15 protein-coding genes are annotated in these 16959 nt (G+C 62.5%); 6 read left to right on the forward strand and 9 right to left on the reverse strand.

All coding sequences use genetic code 11. The annotated features are described in order from the left end of the window. Positions 1-5 precede the first annotated feature (5 nt). A complete protein-coding gene (locus HU748_RS05385; protein ID WP_186719571.1) occupies positions 6-1004 on the forward strand; it encodes a glycosyl transferase family protein in 999 nt (332 codons plus the stop codon). Between the two features lie 98 nt (positions 1005-1102). Further along, positions 1103-2062 (forward strand): glutathione S-transferase family protein, encoded by a 960-nt coding sequence (locus tag HU748_RS05390; RefSeq protein ID WP_186719573.1) that lies wholly within the window; start codon positions 1103-1105, stop codon positions 2060-2062. Between the two features lie 119 nt (positions 2063-2181). Here the strand turns inward: HU748_RS05390 and cysG are convergent, their stop codons facing one another. From cysG to ftsK, 6 genes are all read right to left on the reverse strand, one after another. Further along, the gene (gene cysG / locus HU748_RS05395) at positions 2182-3573 is read right to left on the reverse strand and encodes a siroheme synthase CysG (RefSeq protein ID WP_186719575.1); all 1392 of its coding nucleotides are present in this window, start codon (positions 3571-3573) and stop codon (positions 2182-2184) included. After that, the gene (gene serS, locus HU748_RS05400; RefSeq protein WP_186669828.1) at positions 3574-4854 is read right to left on the reverse strand and encodes a serine--tRNA ligase; all 1281 of its coding nucleotides are present in this window, start codon (positions 4852-4854) and stop codon (positions 3574-3576) included. A 31-nt stretch (positions 4855-4885) separates the two neighbouring features. After that, a complete protein-coding gene (gene crcB, locus HU748_RS05405) occupies positions 4886-5260 on the reverse strand; it encodes a fluoride efflux transporter CrcB (protein WP_054892326.1) in 375 nt (124 codons plus the stop codon). Next, positions 5257-6582, reverse strand: a complete 1326-nt coding sequence (locus HU748_RS05410; RefSeq protein ID WP_054892327.1) for a replication-associated recombination protein A — start codon at positions 6580-6582, stop codon at positions 5257-5259. Before HU748_RS05410 ends, crcB begins: the two co-directional genes overlap by 4 nt. Positions 6583-6593: 11 nt before the next feature. After that, complete coding sequence (gene lolA / locus HU748_RS05415) at positions 6594-7217, reverse strand: outer membrane lipoprotein chaperone LolA (RefSeq protein WP_065864365.1); 624 nt, start codon at positions 7215-7217, stop codon at positions 6594-6596. A gap of 62 nt (positions 7218-7279) precedes the next feature. Then, positions 7280-9694 carry a DNA translocase FtsK gene (gene ftsK, locus HU748_RS05420; RefSeq protein WP_186669830.1) on the reverse strand — a complete coding sequence of 805 codons (2415 nt, stop codon included), beginning with the start codon at positions 9692-9694 and terminating at the stop codon, positions 7280-7282. Positions 9695-10103: 409 nt separating this feature from the next. Between ftsK and aat the strand changes: the two genes are divergently transcribed. From aat to infA, 3 genes are all read left to right on the forward strand, one after another. Further along, on the forward strand, positions 10104-10784 hold the full coding sequence (gene aat, locus HU748_RS05425; protein ID WP_186669832.1) for a leucyl/phenylalanyl-tRNA--protein transferase: 681 nt from the start codon (positions 10104-10106) through the stop codon (positions 10782-10784). A 55-nt stretch (positions 10785-10839) separates the two neighbouring features. Continuing rightward, positions 10840-11547 carry an arginyltransferase gene (locus HU748_RS05430; RefSeq protein ID WP_186669834.1) on the forward strand — a complete coding sequence of 236 codons (708 nt, stop codon included), beginning with the start codon at positions 10840-10842 and terminating at the stop codon, positions 11545-11547. A gap of 102 nt (positions 11548-11649) precedes the next feature. Continuing rightward, entirely contained in the window at positions 11650-11868 is a 219-nt protein-coding gene (infA, locus tag HU748_RS05435; RefSeq protein ID WP_002553999.1) for a translation initiation factor IF-1, read from the forward strand. A gap of 222 nt (positions 11869-12090) precedes the next feature. Here the strand turns inward: infA and clpA are convergent, their stop codons facing one another. Then, positions 12091-14361, reverse strand: a complete 2271-nt coding sequence (gene clpA / locus HU748_RS05440) for an ATP-dependent Clp protease ATP-binding subunit ClpA (RefSeq protein ID WP_186669836.1) — start codon at positions 14359-14361, stop codon at positions 12091-12093. A gap of 30 nt (positions 14362-14391) precedes the next feature. Then, on the reverse strand, positions 14392-14754 hold the full coding sequence (gene clpS / locus HU748_RS05445; RefSeq protein ID WP_054892333.1) for an ATP-dependent Clp protease adapter ClpS: 363 nt from the start codon (positions 14752-14754) through the stop codon (positions 14392-14394). A 228-nt stretch (positions 14755-14982) separates the two neighbouring features. On the opposite strand from clpS, the gene cspD reads away from it, so the two are divergent. Beyond that, complete coding sequence (cspD, locus tag HU748_RS05450; protein ID WP_186669837.1) at positions 14983-15231, forward strand: cold shock domain-containing protein CspD; 249 nt, start codon at positions 14983-14985, stop codon at positions 15229-15231. A 74-nt stretch (positions 15232-15305) separates the two neighbouring features. Here cspD and icd read toward each other — a convergent pair whose 3' ends face one another. After that, positions 15306-16562 carry an NADP-dependent isocitrate dehydrogenase gene (gene icd / locus HU748_RS05455; protein WP_186669838.1) on the reverse strand — a complete coding sequence of 419 codons (1257 nt, stop codon included), beginning with the start codon at positions 16560-16562 and terminating at the stop codon, positions 15306-15308. Between the last annotated feature and the right edge of the window lie 397 nt (positions 16563-16959).

Consider the following 16959-nt stretch of genomic DNA (forward strand, 5'->3'; position numbering starts at 1 on the left):
AGCCGATGACCGACAGCCCGAGCCCCCTGACCCTGGAAACCCCGGCCGAACACCCCTTCGCCGAGTTCGTGCGCATTCTCGGCAAGGGCAAGCGCGGAGCACGGGGCTTGACCCGCGAGGAAGCGCGCGCAGCGATGACACTGCTGCTCGAAGGAAAGGTCGAAGACACCCAACTGGGCGCCTTTCTGATGCTGCTGCGGCACAAGGAGGAAAGTGCCGAGGAGCTGGCAGGTTTCACCGAGGCCCTGCGCACCCACCTGCAAGCCCCATCGATCGCTGTGGATCTCGACTGGCCAAGCTACGCCGGCAAGAAGCGCCACCTGCCCTGGTACCTGCTGGCTGCCAAGTGCCTGGCCAACAGCGGCATTCGCATTCTCATGCACGGCGGCGGCGCCCACACGGCTGGGCGCCTGTACACCGAACAGTTGCTCGCCCTGTTGGACATCCCCTTGTGCCGTGACTGGCAGGCGGTGGCCGACAGCCTGGACCAACAGCGCCTGGCCTTCTTCCCGTTGCAGGACTGGGCGCCGCAATTGCAGCGGATGATCGACCTGCGCAACACCCTGGGCCTGCGCTCGCCGATCCACTCCCTGGCCCGCGTACTCAACCCGCTCGGCGCGCGCTGCGGCCTGCAAAGCATCTTCCACCCGGGCTACCAGGCCGTGCACCGCGAGGCCAGTCGCCTGCTCGGCGATCACGCCCTGGTGATCAAAGGTGATGGCGGCGAGATCGAAGTCAATCCGGATGTCATCAGCCACTTGTACGGCACCACCGGCAGCGAGGCCTGGGACGAAGAATGGCCCGCGCTGAGTGCACAACGCCACGTCAAGCCAGCAAAGCTTGAGCCCGAGCATCTGTTGGCGGTATGGCACGGCGCGGCGCAGGACAGCTATGGCGAGCTGGCGGTCGTCGCGACCATGGCCCTGGCGCTGCGCGGCCTGGGCCATGATCGCGAAAAGGCGTTCGACACCGCGCGCACGTTCTGGTCAAACCGAAACATCTAACCAGTCGATCAATAACTGGCGATATTTGCGCTATTTATTCGAACGGTATGCCCTAGACTGAGCTCCAACGACAGACTATTTGGTAATTGGAGCTCCACATGGGCCTTTTGATCGACGGCCGCTGGCATGACCAGTGGTACCAGAACAGCAAGGATGGCGCCTTCCGCCGCGAAAACGCCCAGCGCCGCAATGCGCTGCCTGCGGCCGAAGCAGGCCGTTACCACTTGTATGTTTCACTGGCTTGCCCATGGGCGCACCGCACCCTGATCTTCCGCGCACTCAAGGGCCTGGAGCCACTGATCGACGTATCTGTGGTGAGCTGGCTGATGGGCGAGCACGGCTGGACCTTCGACATCGCACAGGGCTCGACCGGCGATCATCTCGACGCCCTACAGTACCTGCATCAACGCTACACCGTGGATGATCCGCACTACACGGGCCGAGTGACCGTACCGGTCCTGTGGGACAAGCAAGAGCAGCGCATCGTCAACAACGAGTCAGCGGAAATCATCCGCATCTTCAACAGCGCGTTCGACGAGTTGACCGGCAATCGCCTGGACCTCTACCCCGAGCCACTGCGCAGCACCATCGATGCGCTCAACGAACGCATTTACCCGACGGTGAACAACGGCGTGTATCGCGCAGGCTTCGCCACGACCCAGGAGGCGTACGAGGCAGCGCTCGATGAGGTGTTCAACGAGCTGGATCACCTGGAAGCGCTGCTCGACAGCCAGCGCTACCTGGCCGGCGAATACCTGACCGAGGCGGATGTAAGGCTGTTCACCACGCTGGTGCGCTTCGACGCGGTGTATCACGGGCACTTCAAGTGCAACCTGCGGCGGCTGGCGGACTACCCGAACCTCTCCAACTGGCTACGCGAGCTTTATCAGTGGCCAGGGGTGGCGCAGACGGTGGATATGGAACATATCCAGAAGCACTACTACATGAGCCACAAGACCATCAACCCGAACGGCATCGTACCCAAGGGGCCACTGCAGGACTTCACATTGCCCCATGATCGTGAACGGTTGGCGGGCAAGGGCATATGGCAGGGTTGAAATCATTGGGGCTGCTTTGCAGCCCATTCGCGGGCAAGCCCGCCCCCACAGGTTTAAAGCGGCGCCGTACCTGTAAGAGCGGGCTTGCCCGCAAAGGGGTCACGAAGTGGCCCCAAGGATCAGCTGTTCTGCGCCCCTTCGAACCAGGCCAGCTTGTCACGCAACTGCACCACTTCCCCAACGATCACCAGGGTCGGCGCATGCACTTCATGCCGGGCCACCAGGTCCGGCAGGTCTGCCAGGGTCCCGGTGAACACGCGCTGATTGCGGGTCGTGCCCTGCTGCACCAGCGCTGCCGGCGTGCTTGCCGCACGGCCATGACGGATCAACTCGGCGCAGATGGTCGGCAAGCCTACCAGGCCCATGTAGAACACCAGTGTCTGGGCTGGCGCCACCAGGTCATTCCAGGGCAGGTTGCTGGTGCCGTCCTTGAGATGGCCCGTGACGAAGCGCACCGACTGGGCGTAGTCGCGGTGAGTCAGTGGAATACCGCCGTAGGCCGAACAGCCGCTGGCCGCCGTGATACCCGGAACGACCTGGAAGGGGATGCCCTCGTCGGCCAGTTCCTCGATCTCCTCGCCGCCACGGCCGAAGATGAACGGATCGCCGCCCTTCAGGCGCAACACCCGCTTCCCCTGGCGGGCCAGATCAACCAACAGGCGGTTGATCTGGTCCTGGGGCACAGCATGGTCAGCGCGGCGCTTGCCGACATAGATGCGCTCGGCATCACGCCGACACATCTCGATGATCGCCGGGGCCACCAGACGGTCGTAAAGCACCACGTCGGCCTGCTGCATCAGGCGCAGGGCACGGAAGGTCAGCAAGTCGGGATCACCAGGGCCGGCACCGACCAGATAGACCTCGCCACCCTGCTGTACAGGCGCGCCATCGACCATGGCCTGCAACAGCCGCTCGGCTTCGGCGCCCTGCCCGGCCAACTGCCGCTCGGCGATCGGCCCCTGGAACACAGTCTCCCAGAAGCCGCGACGCTGGTTGACGTCCGGGTACAGCGCCTTGACCTTGTCACGAAAACGCGCGGCCAGGCCTGCCAACTCGCCGTAGGTGGAAGGAATCCAGGTCTCGAGCTTGGCCCGGATCAAACGTGCCAGCACCGGCGCATCGCCGCCACTGGAAACCGCCACCACCAACGGCGAGCGATCGACGATGGCAGGGAAGATCACCGTGCACAGGGCCGGTGCATCCACCACGTTGACCGGTAGGTTGCGCGCCTGTGCGTCCGCCGATACCTGTGCGTTGAGCCCCGGGTCATCAGTGGCTGCGATCACCAGACGGCAACCCTGCAGGTCAGCGACCTGATAGCCGCGCACCAGCACCTCTCCGCTGCCTTCCCTGGCCAGCGCGGCCAGCTGGCCGTCGACTTCCGGCGCGACCACCCGCAGCACGCCGCCGGCATCCGCCAACAGGCGCGCCTTGCGCAGGGCGATCTCACCGCCGCCGACGACCAGTACCCGGCCGCCCTGCAGCTTATGGAACAGCGGCAGGTACTTCATTTAGCGGATAACCTCGACGCCGCCCATGTAGGGCTTGAGCACCTCGGGCACACGAATCGAACCATCGGCCTGCTGATAGTTCTCCAGCACCGCAACCAGCGTGCGGCCCACTGCAAGGCCGGAGCCGTTGAGCGTGTGCACCAGCTCCGGCTTGCCGGTTTCCGGGTTGCGCCAGCGGGCCTGCATGCGGCGGGCCTGGAAGTCGCCGCAGTTGGAGCAGGAGCTGATTTCGCGGTACTTGCCCTGGCTCGGCACCCACACTTCCAGATCGTAGGTCTTCACGGCGCCGAAGCCCATGTCGCCGGTGCACAGGGCCAGCACGCGGTATGGCAGTTCCAGCAACTGCAGCACGCGCTCGGCGTTGGCGGTCAGGCCTTCAAGGGCTTCCATGGACTTGGACGGCTCCACGACCTGGACCATCTCGACCTTGTCGAACTGGTGCTGGCGGATCATGCCGCGGGTGTCACGACCCGATGCGCCCGCTTCGCTGCGGAAGCACGGGGTGTGGGCCACCAGTTTCAGCGGCAGCTGCTTGGCGTCAAGGATCTCGCCCGCTACCAGGTTGGTCAGCGACACTTCGGCGGTCGGGATCAGGTAGAAGTCGGCCTCGCCTTCGCGGGTGATCTTGAACAGGTCTTCCTCGAATTTCGGCAACTGGCCGGTGCCCTGCAGGGCCGGGGCCTGTACCAGGTAAGGGGTGTAGTGCTCCTCGTAGCCGTGCTCGCCGGTGTGCAGGTTGATCATGAACTGCGCCAGGGCGCGGTGCAGGCGGGCAATCGGCCCACGCAGCACGGCAAAGCGAGCGCCGGACAGCTTGGCCGCGGCCTCGAAGTCCAGGCCACCACTGACTTCACCCAGGGCAACGTGATCCTTGATCTCGAAGTCGAAGGCCTGCGGCGTGCCCCAGCGGCGCACTTCGACATTGTCGTCTTCACTGGCGCCGACCGGCACGCTGGCGTCCGGCAGGTTGGGGATGGTCAGCAGGATGCCGTCGAGCTCGGCCTGGATCTCGTCCAGCTCGGTCTTGCCGGCTGCAAGCTCGTTGGCCATGCGCTCGACATCCGCCATCAGCGGGGCGATGTCTTCGCCCTTGGCCTTGGCCTGGCCGATGGATTTGGAACGGGCATTACGCTCGGCCTGCAGCTGCTCGGTGCGGGTCTGCACCGACTTGCGGCGCTCTTCCAGTGATTCGATGCGCGCGACATCCAGGCTGAAGCCACGGGAGGCCAGGCGATCCGCCACTTCCTGAAGTTGGCCGCGTAACAGTTTGGAATCGAGCATATCGTTCTCTCGTTGTGTTTTAGGTGTTGGTTCAGATTCGGGTCAGGGCCAGGCCGGCCCAGGTGGCGAGCAGCCCGCCCAGCACGCTGGCGGCGGCATAGCCGAAGGCCAGGGGCGCCTGTCCGCTTTCGAGCAGGCGCACGGTATCCAGTGAAAAGGACGAAAAGGTGGTCAGCCCGCCGACGAAGCCGACGATCAGCCCCGCACGCACCTCGATCGGCACGCCGGGCTTGTTGAGAAACAGGCCGTACAGCACACCGATGATCAGGCAGCCCACCAGATTGACCGCAAGCGTAGCGAGATAGAAGTGTCGTGGCCAGTGGGCATTGACCCAGTTGCCCGCAGCAAAGCGAAGCAAGGTGCCAGCAATACCGGCGGCGCTCACCGAGGCGATCAGAGCAATCACGTTTTTCTCCGTTGACGAGGGCTGTTGCGGTCCAGCTCGGCAAGGTGGCGCAGTTTCTCGCCAATCTTCAATTCCAGGCCTCGTGGCACTGGCTGGTAATAGGGGCGTGGCTCGAGCTCGTCGGGGAAATAGTCTTCGCCCGCAGCGTAGGCGTCCGGCTCATCATGGGCGTAGCGGTATTCGTCGCCGTAGCCCAGTTGCTTCATCAGCTTGGTCGGTGCGTTGCGCAGGTGCAGTGGCACTTCGAGCGAGCCGTGCTCGGCGGCCTCGCGCAGGGCGGTCTTGAAGCCCATGTAGACAGCGTTGCTCTTGGGTGCGCAGGCCAGGTAGGTGATGGCCTGCGCCACTGCCAGCTCGCCCTCGGGGCTGCCCAGGCGCTCCTGGACATCCCAGGCCGCCAGGCACAGGCTCAGTGCGCGGGGGTCGGCGTTGCCGATGTCCTCGCTGGCCATACGCACCACGCGGCGAGCGATGTACAAAGGATCGCAACCGCCGTCGAGCATGCGCGCGAACCAATACAGCGCGCCGTCGGGGTTGGAGCCGCGCACCGACTTGTGCAGCGCCGATATCTGGTCATAGAACGCCTCGCCGCCCTTGTCGAAGCGGCGGCGGCTGTCGCCAAGCAGGCTTTGCAGCATCTGCACGTCGATTTCGCTGCCATCCTCGGCAAGGTCGGAAGCGTTCTCGAGGAAGTTGAGCATGCGCCGACCATCGCCATCGGCAGCGGCCATGAGCATCTTGAACGCCTCATCGCCGACCCGCAGGTTGCGCTTGCCCAGCCCACGCTCTTCGGTCAGCGCACGGTTGACCAACTTGCGCAGGGCCGCTTCGTCCAGGCTCTTGAGTACATAGACCCGAGCCCGTGACAGCAAGGCGTTGTTCAGCTCGAACGAGGGGTTTTCAGTGGTGGCGCCGATGAACAGCAAGGTGCCGTCTTCGACGTAGGGTAGAAAGGCATCCTGTTGGGACTTGTTGAAGCGGTGCACTTCGTCGACGAACAGGATGGTGCGCCGGCCATACTGGCCGGCCTGCTGCTTGGCCACCTCGACGGCCTGGCGGATTTCCTTGACCCCCGCCAGCACCGCCGAGACCGTTTCGAAATGCGCATCGCAGAACTGCGCAAGCAGCCGGGCCAGCGTGGTTTTGCCAACTCCCGGCGGCCCCCAGAAGATCATCGAGTGCAGCGCACCCTGCTCCAGCGCTTCACGCAGCGGCTTGCCACGCGCCAGCAAGTGCTCCTGGCCCACGTACTCATCCAGGTTGGACGGACGCAGGCGAGCAGCCAGAGGCTGGGCAACGGGTTCGCTTCGAAACAGGTCCATGATGCCTCGCGTTACTCCTGGATGACGTCGGCGCCTTCCGGGATCTTGAACTGGAACGTGCTCGCCGGGACAGCCTGGTTGGCCTTGACCCCGTTGAACAGGATGTTGGTGCGCTGACCGACGCTGTCGATCAGTTGCATGTCATTGATCAGCCCTTTGCGGAACGAGATGCGCAGGGAGTCGAACAGCGTGTCCTTGGTCTTGGGCTTGAGGGTGAAGTCCATGACCTCGCCCTGCTCCTTCGACGCGATGTCGAAGCTCTGGCTGATCTTGGAGACATCGCCGGACAGCAGCAACGCCGGGGTCTGGCTCAAACGCACATCAAGCTTCTTCACCGTGGCCTGTTCCAGGTCCGGGTCCCACAGGGTGACTTTCTGGCCATCGGACACCACCACCTGCTCTTGCGGTGCATCGGTGTGCCAGTAGAACAGCCCCGGGCGCTTGACCGTCATCTTGCCGGTCGTTTCCTGCAAGCTGGTGCCGCTGGCATCCAGAGTCAACTGAGAGAAGTTGGCCTCGATGGTCTGGGACTTTTCCAGCAACTGGGTCAGGCGCTGTACATCTTGCTCACCGGCATAAGCGGTAACCGAGCCCAGGGTCAGGGCAGAAACCAACAGCATGCGAATCGCGCGCATGGGAATCCTCATTGAGCAGTGAATAGGCCGGACGCCGTCGTTGGCGCCCGACAAAGTGATCATCAATCGCGCGGGCCACCTGGGGCAATCACTTCCCGCGAGCCGTTGCTGTTCATCGGAGTGACCACACCGGCCATCTCCATCGCCTCGATCATCCGCGCGGCACGGTTGTAGCCGATCTTGAGCTTGCGCTGTACCGCTGAAATCGATGCACGACGGCTTTCAAGCACGAACTGCACCGCTTCGTCGTACAGGGCGTCGGTTTCCGCATCGTCGCCATCGCCACCGCCGCCGCCACCTTCGAAGCCGCTGCCAGCCTCTTCGACGCCGTTGAGGATGTCGTCGTTGTAGTCCGGCGCCCCCCGCAGCTTCCAGGCTTCGACCACACGGTGCACTTCATCGTCGGATACGAACGCACCATGGACCCGGATCGGCAGGCTGGTACCCGGTGGCATGTAGAGCATGTCACCGTGGCCGAGCAACTGTTCGGCACCGCCCTGGTCGATGATGGTCCGCGAGTCGATCTTGCTCGACACCTGGAACGCCATGCGGGTAGGAATGTTGGCCTTGATCAGACCGGTGATCACATCGACCGATGGACGCTGGGTAGCGAGAATCAGGTGAATACCCGCCGCCCGCGCCTTTTGGGCGATTCGGGCGATCAGCTCTTCGACCTTCTTGCCGACGATCATCATCATGTCGGCGAACTCGTCGACGATGACCACGATGGTCGGCAGGGTTTTCAGCGTCGGCGGCTCGTCTTCCATGCTCTCGCGGCGGTACAGCGGATCGTGGATAACCTCGCCCGCTTCCTGGGCATCCTTGATCTTGCGGTTGAAGCCCGCCAGGTTACGCACGCCCATGGCGGCCATCAGCTTGTAGCGGCGCTCCATCTCGGCGACGCTCCAGCGCAGGGCGTTGGCGGCGTCCTTCATGTCGGTGACCACCGGGCACAGCAGGTGCGGAATGCCTTCGTAGATCGACAGTTCGAGCATCTTCGGGTCGATCATGATCAGCCGCGCATCTTCGGGGCCGGACTTGAACAGGATCGACAGGATCATCGCGTTCACACCCACCGATTTACCGGAACCGGTAGTACCGGCCACCAGCAAGTGCGGCATCTTGGCCAGATCGGTGATCACGGGCTTGCCGCCGATGTCATGCCCCAGCGCCAGGGCTACCGGCGACTTGGCTTCGTCGTATTGAGACGAGGACAGGACCTCGGAGAACCTCACCATCTGACGGTTCTCGTTGGGAATCTCGATGCCCACGGTGGTCTTGCCGGGAATCACCTCGACCACCCGCACGCTGGTCACTGCCAGCGAACGCGCCAGGTCCTTCGCCAGGTTGGCGATGCGGCTGACCTTGACACCTGCAGCCGGCTGGATTTCGTATCGAGTAATCACCGGGCCCGGATGGATGGAGTCCACCGACACCTCGACACCGAACTCCTTCAGCTTGATTTCCAGTAGATGACCGACGCCGGCCAGCGACTCGGGCGAATACTCGATTTTCTTCTGCTCGGCCGGGTCGAGGATGGAGATCGACGGCAGCGTGCCTTCCACGGCGCTGTCGACGAACAACGGTGCCTGCTTCTCCTTCATCACCCGCTTGCTCGGTTCGGGCGCCTTGACCGGGGCCGGGATATTGATCACTGGCGCCGGCTGTTGCTCGCGCTGGGCCACATGCTTGGTCAGGGCCTCGTCGCGCTCGATGATGCGCTCGCGGGCCTTGACCTGCTCGCGCTTGTCCGTAACCACAGGGGCGACCACTTCATCGACCTGGTCGTCCACCTCGCGCAGTTGCGCCACCAGGCGTTTGCGCTCGTTGCGCGCCTCCCACCAGCGGTTGGCCGCACCTTGCACCAGTTCGAACAGGTCGAGGGTGATCTTGCCGGTGAGGTCCATGACCTTGAACCACGAAAGGTCGGTGAACACGGTCAGGCCGAACAGGAACAGGGCGATGAACATCAGCGTGCTGCCCTGCACGTTCAGCAGGTTGCGCGCCAGGTCGCCCAGGCTTTCACCCAGGGCGCCGCCAGCGGAGAACGGCATGCTCGCGGGAGGGTGGAAATGGATATGCGCCAGCGCCGCGCCCGACAACACCAGGAATACCAGGCCGATCAGGCGCCAGGAGAACAACCAGCCGCTCCACTGCCAGGGCTGGTGGCGCTCGCGAAAGATCTGCCAGGTCTTGATTGCCAGCAGCAACGGGAAAATGTAGGCGAAGTAGCCGAGCACCATGAACAGGATGTCGGCGAAGAAGGCACCGGCGCGACCGGCAGCATTCTGCACCTGGTCGACGTTGCTGGTGTGGCTGAAGCTTGGGTCGGAGGTGTCGTAGGTCAGCAGCGCCATCCACAGATACAGGCACAGGGCACCGACGGCGATCAGCGCGCCCTCCTTGAGGCGGTAATGCAACTGCTGGCGCCACAACGGCACGGGCAAAGGGGTCGGGGTTGCGGTGGATTTCTTCAAAACGCGTCTATTCCTGCGCTCGCTGCGCGTTAAATAGTGATCGAGCCGATGACTGGCCGACGAACCACTACTTTTATCATTACTGCCCGCCCGCCGCCATGGCGGCACGCCGCATGGCACATGAACAGAGGGCCGATTTCCATGGGTGCAATTTGAGCATGCATTTTGTTCTGTGACAAAGGCTTATGCTGTATTTTTGCACAGGTATGACAGCAAATGTCCGGGTTGGTGCCGGATGGCTCACTAATGCGTAGGAAACCGCCTCAAACGCTGCGCCAAAACCAGGCATGACGGGCAGGGACCAACCCTGGCCGCCGGCAACCTCCCCCAGGCAGCACAAGACCAGACGTTGACCACACTTCTTGCAGCCGCCATGCTGCCCGCTCCCCTCCCCCACCGCCGAAAGACCATGCTCACCTGGCTGACCCGCGACTCGCTGACCTTCCCGCCCCTGGAAAAAGCCCTGCACGAGCCCAACGGCCTGCTCGCCGCCGGTGGCGACCTGACGCCCGAGCGCCTGGTTCAGGCCTATCGCCATGGCTGCTTCCCCTGGTATCAGGACGGCCAGCCCATCCTCTGGTGGTCACCGGATCCGCGCACCGTGCTGTTCCCGGACGAGCTGCACGTTTCGCGCTCACTGGCCAAGCTCATACGCCAGGGCCGCTACCAGGTCACTTTCGACAGCGACTTCGAACGGGTCATCGCCGCTTGCGCCGCACCCCGCGACTATGCTGACGGCACCTGGATTACCGACAGCATGCGGGCCGCCTACTGTGAATTGCATCGACGCGGCATCGCCCATTCGGTGGAGGTGCGCCAGGATGGCGAGCTGGTCGGCGGCCTGTATGGCCTGGCCATGGGCCAGCTGTTCTTCGGAGAGTCCATGTTCAGTCGCGCCGACAACGCTTCGAAGGTCGGCTTCGCCACCCTGGTCGAGCACCTGCGCCAGGCTGGCTTTGCCCTGATCGACTGCCAGATGCCGACCAACCATCTGCACAGCCTCGGCGCCCGTGCCATCAGCCGCGCCGAGTTCGCCCGCTACCTCGCGCGCCACCTCGACCAGCCCTGCAAGGCAACCTGGGTTCGCTAGGCGAGTTCCCATTGCTGGCATACACTTAAGACAACGTCTTGCCGAGGGGTCAATCATGACAGAGTTGGCGCGGTTGAAGTTCTATGCCACTCAACCTCACTCCTGCAGCTATCTGCCGGAGGAGCAGGCGACCACGCTGTTCCTGGACCCTAGCCAGCCGATGGACGTACATGTGTACGCCGACCTTTCGGAAATGGGTTTTCGTCGCAGCGGCGATCATCTCTACCGCCCGCACTGCCAGAATTGCAATGCCTGCGTACCGGCTCGCATCCCTGCAGCACGCTTCATCCCTAACCGCCAGCAGCGGCGCATCCTCAAGCGCAACGCCGACCTCACCGTCACTGCTGCGCGCCCGGCGTTCAAGGAAGAGTACTTCGACCTGTATCGACGCTACATCGAACAGCGCCACTCGGATGGCGACATGTACCCGCCCAGCCGCGACCAGTTCTCCACCTTTCTGGTGCGCGACCTGCCATTCTGCTGGTTCTACGAGTTCCGCCTCGAAGGCCGCCTGCTGGCGATCGCCGTGTGCGACCTGCTGCCTAACGGCCTTTCGGCGGTCTACACCTTCTACGAGCCCGATGAAGAACGTCGCAGCCTGGGGCGCTTTGCCATTCTCTGGCAAATCACCGAGGCACTGCGGCAGAATCTCGAGGCGGTCTACCTGGGCTACTGGATCAAGAACTGCAAGAAGATGAACTACAAGACCCAGTATCGCCCCATCGAATTGCTGATCAACCAGCGTTGGGTCAGCCTCAACTGAAAGCATTGGCTTGAAACACAGTTTTCGGGCATAATCCACGCCACTTTTTTGCCCGGTGCAGTCGTGCGTCGGGCCATCTCTGGATACCGAGGGCTTTACTGCATGTCGAAAGAAGACAGCTTCGAAATGGAAGGCACTGTCGTCGACACCCTGCCCAACACCATGTTCCGCGTGGAGTTGGAAAACGGGCACGTCGTTACCGCGCACATCTCCGGCAAGATGCGCAAGAACTACATCCGCATTCTCACTGGCGACAAGGTCCGCGTCGAACTGACGCCGTACGACCTGAGCAAGGGCCGCATCACTTACCGTGCGCGCTAAGCTCCAGCCATGAAAAAGCCCGGCCAATGTGCCGGGCTTTTTTGTATCTGCGCAATCGCAAGGAGCGGCTTCACAGGGCTGCAGGAGCGTGCCCGCCTGCGAAAAAGACACCGAGCTGCCTGGCACGGGCTACGCCCGTGTTCGCGGGACAAGCCCGCTCCCACAGGGATTGGGCCAGCCTTTGAATTTTGAACAAGGCAGCTGCCTGCGCAGGCACAGCTGTCACGCAACCTCGGCCGTGGTCTCGAAGTCGAAGACCAGTTCACCGTCACGCAACTCGACATGCACCACGCCACCGTGCTCGGACAACTCGCCGAACAGGATCTCTTCGGCCAGAGGCCGCTTGATCTTGTCCTGGATGAGTCGCGCCATCGGTCGCGCCCCCATCTGCACGTCGTAGCCCTTGACGGCCAGCCAGCCGCGCGCCTCGTCACTGACCTCCAGCAACACGCGCTTGTCTTCCAGCTGAGCCTGCAGTTCGATGAGGAACTTGTCGACGATACTCTTGATCGTCTCGTGGCTCAGGCGGCCGAACTGGATGATAGTGTCCAGACGGTTGCGGAACTCCGGCGTGAAGCTCTTGCGGATGACTTCCATGGCATCGGACGTGTGGTCCTGCTGGGTGAAGCCGATCGAGGCTCGCGCCGCGGTTTCGGCACCCGCGTTGGTGGTCATGATCAGGATCACATTGCGGAAGTCTGCCTTGCGCCCGTTGTTGTCGGTCAGCGTACCGTGGTCCATCACCTGCAGCAGCAGGTTGAAGACTTCAGGGTGGGCCTTCTCGATTTCATCGAGCAGCAGCACGCAGTGTGGTTGCTTGGTAATCGCCTCGGTCAGCAGACCGCCCTGGTCGAAACCGACATAGCCGGGCGGCGCGCCGATCAGTCGCGACACGGTGTGGCGCTCCATATACTCGGACATGTCGAAGCGCACAAGCTCCACCCCAAGCGCCTTGGCCAACTGACGCGCAGCCTCGGTCTTGCCGACACCGGTAGGCCCTGCGAACAGGAACGAACCAACTGGCTTGTCCGGTGCCTTCAGGCCTGCACGCGACAGTTTGATGGCGGTGGACAGCGAGTCGATCGCCGCATCCTGGCCGAACACGGTCAGCTTGAGGTCACGCTCCAGGTTGCGCAGCAGTTCCTTGTCGGAACTGGTGACGTGCTTCGGCGGAATCCGCGCGATCTTGGCGACGATGTCCTCGACCTGCGGCACCTCAATGCGCTTGACCCGGCTGGCTTCCGGCTGCAGGCGCTGATAGGCACCCGCCTCGTCGATCACGTCGATGGCTTTGTCCGGCATGTGCCGATCGTTGATGTAGCGGGCAGCCAACTCCGCAGCTGCACGCAGGGCCTCATCACTGTACTCGATGTTGTGGTGGCTTTCGAAACGCCCCTTCAGGCCTCGCAGGATACCCACGGTATCTTCCACCGACGGCTCGCTGACATCGACCTTCTGGAAACGCCGCGCCAGCGCACGGTCCTTCTCGAAGATGCCACGGAACTCCTGGAAGGTGGTCGAACCGATGCAGCGGATATCTCCGGAGGACAGCAACGGTTTGAGCAGGTTGGACGCATCCATCACCCCACCGGATGCCGCGCCGGCACCAATGATGGTGTGAATCTCGTCGATGAACAGGATCGCCTGCGGCCGCTTGCGCAGCTCACCCAGCAGCGCCTTGAAGCGCTTCTCGAAATCGCCGCGGTACTTGGTGCCGGCCAGCAGGGCACCCAGGTCGAGCGAGTAGACAACGCTCTGTGCCAACAGGTCGGGCACCTGGCCATCGACGATGCGCTTGGCCAGGCCTTCGGCGATGGCAGTCTTGCCGACACCCGCCTCACCGACCAGAAGCGGGTTGTTCTTGCGACGGCGGGCCAGGATCTGCGCGACGCGCTCGACCTCCTGCTCACGCCCCACCAACGGATCGATACGACCGGCACGGGCCAGTTCATTGAGGTTGCTGGCATAGGCGTCCAGCGGGTTGCTGGACGAGGACGCCTCGCCCCCTTCCTCATCCTGCATTTCCTGGTCGCTGTCGGTATGCGGACCGTGCCCCGGCACCTTGGAGATGCCATGGGCGATGTAGTTGACCACATCGATGCGCGCCACGCTCTGCTGCTTGAGCAGGAACACGGCCTGGCTTTCCTGTTCGCTGAAGATCGCCACCAGCACATTGGCGCCGGTCACTTCACGCTTGCCGGAGCTTTGCACGTGGAAAACGGCGCGCTGCAGCACACGCTGGAAACCGAGCGTAGGCTGGGTTTCGCGGTCCTCGTCGTGGACGGGAATCAGTGGCGTGGTCGAATCGATGAACTCCTGCAGGTCATGCTTGAGCTTGTCGAGATTGGCGCCACAGGCGCGCAGAACGGTCGCGGCGGCCTCATTGTCAAGGAGTGCCAGCAACAGGTGTTCGACGGTCATGAATTCATGACGCTTCGAACGGGCCTCCTTGAAGGCCAGATTGAGGGTGACTTCGAGCTCGCGGTTTAACATAGCTTCACCTCATACCCAAGTGGTCGGCGATTAACCGTCCTTCTCGATTTCACAGAGTAGCGGATGCTGGCTTTCTCTTGCGTATTGATTGACCTGCATGGCCTTGGTCTCGGCGATGTCCCGGGTAAACAATCCGCACACTGCCCGCCCTTCGGTATGGACGGTCAGCATGATCTTGGTCGCCAGCTCGCGGTTCAGACTGAAGAACGTCTCGAGCACTTCGACGACGAAATCCATCGGTGTGTAGTCATCGTTGAACAAAACCACCTTGTACATCGGTGGCGCCTGCAGGATCGGCTTGGCTTCCTGCACTGCCAGACCTGCACCGTCGTCCTCATCGGACTTCGGATGATCCTGATTGAATGTTAGTCGAATCTGCCTGAGTGCATGCATGGAAAGAATTTCATCATATCGACAGGTTAGGGTAATGGATTGACCGCGCAGTCACCGCAGGAGCGGCCGCCGCATGACCTTGACTATCGGCAAAACGGTGTTACAACCAATAAGAACCCACCGTGGTCTATAAAGATCCGCGCAGTCAACCAGATTTTTCGCACGGTTCGTATGCGGATGAAGTGGATGATACTCCAGTGATGGAGTCCTTTGCAGAGGGACGTAGGGATGGCAAGCGGTAAAGTCAAGTGGTTCAACAATGCCAAGGGCTATGGGTTCATCAACGAAGAGGGCAAGACAGACGATCTGTTCGCCCACTACTCGGCGATCCAGATGGACGGCTACAAGACATTGAAGGCCGGCCAGAGCGTATCCTTCGACATCGTCCAAGGCCCCAAGGGACTGCACGCGGTCAATATCAAAAACGCCGGCGCCACAGCTGACAGCCCTCAAGCGAGCCGGACAGCCGAGGCCTGACCCCTTACCTTCTGCCGTATACGAAAAAACCGGCCGCTTCTTTATACAAGGAGCGGCCGGTTTTTTTTGTTACCTCACATGTGCTTGATCATCTCATCACCGAAACCCGAGCTGCTCACCAGCCTGGCGCCGTCCATCAGGCGCTCGAAGTCGTAGGTCACGGTCTTGGCGGCGATTGCGCCGTTGGTGCCCTTGATGATCAGGTCGGCCGCTTCGGTCCAGCCCATGTGCCGCAGCATCATTTCGGCAGACAGGATCACTGACCCCGGATTGACCTTGTCCTGCCCGGCATACTTGGGCGCCGTCCCGTGGGTCGCCTCGAACATCGCCACGGTATCGGAAAGGTTCGCACCCGGCGCAATGCCGATGCCGCCCACCTCCGCCGCCAGCGCGTCGGACAGGTAGTCGCCATTGAGGTTGAGCGTGGCGATCACGTCATACTCGGCCGGACGCAGCAGGATCTGCTGGAGCATGGCATCGGCAATGGCGTCCTTGACGATGACCTCGCGCCCCGTCTTCGGATTGCGGAACTTCATCCACGGGCCGCCATCGAGCAGCTCGGCGCCGAACTCGTCCTTCGCCACTTCGTAGCCCCAGTCCTTGAACGCACCCTCGGTGAATTTCATGATGTTGCCCTTGTGCACCAGGGTCAGCGACTCGCGATCGTTGTCCACCACGTACTGCAGGGCCTTGCGCACCAGGCGCTTGGTGCCTTCGCGGGAGACCGGCTTGACCCCGATGCCGCAGTCCTGGTCGAAACGGATCTTGGTGACGCCCATTTCCTCCTTCAGGAACTTGATCACCTTGTTCGCCTCCGGCGAGCCGGCCTTCCACTCGATACCGGCGTAGATATCCTCGGAGTTCTCGCGAAAGATCACCATGTCGACATCGCCAGGCTTCTTCACCGGACTGGGCACGCCCTGGAACCACAGCACCGGGCGCAGGCAGACGTACAGGTCGAGCTGCTGGCGCAGGGCGACGTTCAGCGAGCGGATACCGCCGCCAACCGGCGTGGTCAGTGGCCCCTTGATCGACACCACGTAGTCGCGCACCGCATCGAGGGTTTCCTGGGGCAGCCAGGTATCCTGGTCATAGACCTGAGTGGCCTTCTCGCCGGCGTACACCTCCATCCAGGCGATCTTGCGCTTGCCGCCATAGGCCTTCTGCACGGCGGCATCCACCACCTTGATCATGACCGGAGAGACATCGACACCGATGCCGTCGCCCTCGATGTAGGGGATGATCGGGTTATCGGGAACGTTGAGCGAATGGTCTGCATTGACGGTGATCTTGGCGCCATCCGTCGGAACCTTGATTTTCTGGTATCCCATGCTTGCACTACTCCGCTGTCGGGTGTGGTTGGACATCATGCGATCCAATCAGCCTAAACCACATCCGCCGACCTGCAAGCCGGACAGCCCCGGCACCTGCGGCATCACGCCACATTGCCCGTACATCTTTGGTCTTATAAAGGCGTCGATATCACTTCGCCTTGCTGATTAGCCCAAAGGGTTTGATATACTCCGGCCCTGACCGCAGGGTCATCGGGGCGAACCCTTGGAAAATGCGGCTCGCCCTCGGCCAGGAAAGGCCAGAAAGCCTGGGCTGTTACCGCATCCCAGCATTTGACGCTCGACTGATGCATCCACCATCACCGCTCGCAGCCTCTCGACCATCCGCTCATGGCGTCGCCAGGGCGAAGCGCCTACCCTGCGCACCTCGAGACTC

This window comes from Pseudomonas sp. RW3S2 (genome assembly GCF_014268955.1).
In the GTDB taxonomy this organism is placed as follows: domain Bacteria; phylum Pseudomonadota; class Gammaproteobacteria; order Pseudomonadales; family Pseudomonadaceae; genus Aquipseudomonas; species Aquipseudomonas wayambapalatensis.